General features: G+C 40.1%; 3 protein-coding genes. 2 read left to right on the top strand and 1 reads right to left on the bottom strand.

Translation table 11 applies throughout. The features are described from left to right. Positions 1–196 precede the first annotated feature (196 nt). Positions 197–814, bottom strand: coding sequence for a CAP family protein (locus tag IQ228_RS24125; RefSeq protein WP_193964706.1), 618 nt, complete (start codon positions 812–814; stop codon positions 197–199). A gap of 112 nt (positions 815–926) precedes the next feature. Between IQ228_RS24125 and IQ228_RS24120 the strand changes: the two genes are divergently transcribed. Beyond that, positions 927–1,670, top strand: a complete 744-nt coding sequence (locus tag IQ228_RS24120) for a sirohydrochlorin chelatase (protein ID WP_193964704.1) — start codon at positions 927–929, stop codon at positions 1,668–1,670. Continuing rightward, the gene (gene cobA, locus IQ228_RS24115; RefSeq protein ID WP_193964702.1) at positions 1,663–2,418 is read left to right on the top strand and encodes a uroporphyrinogen-III C-methyltransferase; all 756 of its coding nucleotides are present in this window, start codon (positions 1,663–1,665) and stop codon (positions 2,416–2,418) included. Before IQ228_RS24120 ends, cobA begins: the two co-directional genes overlap by 8 nt. Positions 2,419–2,969: the final 551 nt, after the last annotated feature.

Below are 2,969 nucleotides of genomic sequence, written 5' to 3'. Positions count from 1 at the left end.
AAATCAATTCACAAAAAGGACGGTTACGAATATGGAAAATCAAAGATTTGTTAATTGCTCAACTGTCCCTTTCATTGTTTGTGCTGGCGCACAAAATTACTCAAGGGACGTTTCACAATTAACCCTCTATTCCTTCCATCACCAAACTGAGTACAGTTTTGGTGGGGGTCTCCTGGAGGTTTAGATGACTTTTTCTCTACGGTTTTAGAACGTTGGCGGGAAACTGACCTTGCACGTTACCAGCGGGTATATAATGACAGACCACATAGAAAGCGTTGAATTTAGTCCCATTCATAGTTTTAGTGCCTCTTGCCGCACCACAACCTAACTGGGTGCTACTTTTCCACACAACCTGGGTAAAATGCCCGGTAGCAGAAGAGAAACCTGGACTATTATAGTTATAAGCTTTGACTTCATCGTACCATGACTGAACTGCTGTGTTAGCCAGGCTGTCTGAACTTATCGAAGGGGCTGTAGTGTAGTAAACATATAAGTTTTCTCCAGCATTATTGCGCTGATTAGCTGCACTGTGTTGAAGCAATCCATTGGCTGCTAAGTATTGCGCCCAGGTTTGAGCAGTGTTATTAGCAGAATTACTAATTGTCATACTGGGACTACGATGGATAGCTCGATAAACGTTATGTTTAGACAAAGCATTGCTTCTAAAAACATTCAAATCAATATTTGTTTGCGCTAAAGCAGGATTGCTGCCAATTGGCATTAAATTTGCCACCTGAGAGGGAATGATTCCTGTGAGTCCGAGAGTTAACGCTGTACCTGTTGTTAATGCAAAATATAAAAGAAGTTTATTCATGATTTTTATCCTTCCTATAACAAGAATGAATTTTGAACAAAGTCAGAGCATAGGGCGAATTGTGATTTAATCTTTACAGTCCCCGCTGCGGCTTTTGTTTGATTTACCTAATATGCAACTTAACAACATTACCGCTTATCTTTTAGTGTCTCATGGGAGTCGTGATCTTCGTCCAGATATGGCTATGCAGCAATTAGCTAGGCTGTTAAGAGAGATATTACCCCCAGGGGAAAATTTCGTAGAAGTTGCTACCCTAGAGGCAAATATCCAACCTTTACATCTGCAAATTCAAGATTTTGCTAATCTTGTTCAGGCTTTTGGCTGTAAAAAGCTGCAAATTATTCCCCTATTTTTGTTACCGGGATTTCATGTGATGACTGATATTCCCGCAGAAATCGCCCTAGCAGAACAGGCTATCATTGAAGGCATGATAATAGAATTGCGTCCTTATATTGGTAGTTATCCTGGTTTAGAAAAGTTTTTTGCGGGGATAATGACTACGATTAAAGCAGATGTATCCATTATTTTAGCTCATGGTAGCCGACGGGCTGGTTCTCATACCTCTGTCGAAAGTATAGCAGCTACCGTCGGCGCAGTTACAGCCTATTGGTCTGTCCCTCCCAGTTTAGAAGTCAGAGTACAAGAATTAATCGCTGCTGGTTATGGACGAATTGCGATTTTCCCCTATTTTTTATTTACAGGTGGGATAACTGATGCGATCGCCCTGGCAGTAGAAACGCTAAAATTACAATTTCCATCAGTCAGTTTTCAACTCGCACAACCATTAGGAACAAGTCGAGAATTTGCTGATTTAATTGAGAATTTCATCACAGAAGAGGAAAAAGTTGTTGGGTAAAGTTTATTTAGTCGGTGCAGGTCCTGGAGATCCTGGACTCATGACTCTCAAAGGAAAAGGTTTATTAGCTTGTGCAGATGTGGTTATTTATGATGCTTTGGTGAGTCCAGAAGTGCTGGAAATGATTAACCCCCAAGCGGAACAAATCAACGCGGGTAAACGTATGGGTAGACATTCACTGTTACAGGAAGTCACCACCCAATTACTCATTGAAAAAGCAGAAAATCATGCCATAGTTGTCCGCCTCAAAGGTGGTGATCCTTTTATCTTTGGTCGTGGTGGGGAAGAAATGGCGGAATTAATAGCCGCAGGTATCCAGGTAGAAGTTGTCCCCGGAATTACATCAGGAATCGCCGCTGCCGCCTATGCAGGTATTCCTTTAACCCATCGTCTTTATAGTTCTTCTGTCACCTTTGTAACTGGACATGAATCCGCTGGTAAGTATAAACCCCAGGTAAATTGGCAAGCGATCGCTCACGGTTCGGAAACTATAGTAATTTATATGGGTATTCATAATTTACCCTACATTATTGAACAATTTACCCTAGCTGGATTGAGTTTAGATACACCCATTGCCTTAATTCGCTGGGGAACTCGGCTAGAACAGGAAGAATTAATTGGTGAGTTAGGAACAATTGTCCAACAAGTGGAAACAAAAGGATTTCTTGCCCCAGCAATAGCTGTAATTGGTGCAGTCGTTAAGATGCACGATATATTATCTGGTAAGGAAAAAAAGGAAATTAAATAATTATGAATTAGTTAAGTTTAACAACATTGAAGATTGTTGTATCAAATGTTTTACCCCTCCCTAACCCTCCCCTTGTCAAGGGGAGGGAAGCAGATTTTTATTGTTACCCCCCTTACAAGAGGCTATCGTGTACACACAAGTTAAATTACCCCCCTTAATCCCCCCGATGCTTTGGGGGGAAACCGGAAAATTAGTTCCCTCCCCAAAGCATCGGGGAGGGTTAGGGTGGGGTAAGTAATTGGACAAAAATATTTACAGTCATTGCGAGCGAAGGGACGCAATCGCAAGGGTTGTGATTGCTTCATAGTTAAGGTAATTCATGTTGATTTAATATCACTAAAACTAATAATATTGACAATTTACAAATCACTTTTTTGTCAATTTGTCAATAAGGAATTTTTGCGATCGCTCAAATTAGATCATTTTTAAGCAAATTTATGGCTAAAATTTTTGTAAAGTTTTGTATCAGCCTGGGAAATTAATTTCTGAAACTACTGTTAATAAAGGGTTTGAGACTAACATCTTCTGAAAAATCCAAAATTGACAATAAT

The organism is Dolichospermum sp. LEGE 00246 (genome assembly GCF_015207865.1).
Classification (GTDB): Bacteria; Cyanobacteriota; Cyanobacteriia; order Cyanobacteriales; family Nostocaceae; genus Dolichospermum; species Dolichospermum heterosporum.
This window is presented reverse-complemented; position numbering and strand designations above follow the sequence as displayed.

What these genes read in the sequence shown, in the direction of transcription:
- IQ228_RS24125 (WP_193964706.1), bottom strand. Translation starts at nt 814, where the DNA reads ATGAATAAACTTCTTTTATATTTTGCATTAACAACAGGTACAGCGTTA.
- IQ228_RS24120 (WP_193964704.1), top strand. Translation starts at nt 927, where the DNA reads ATGCAACTTAACAACATTACCGCTTATCTTTTAGTGTCTCATGGGAGT.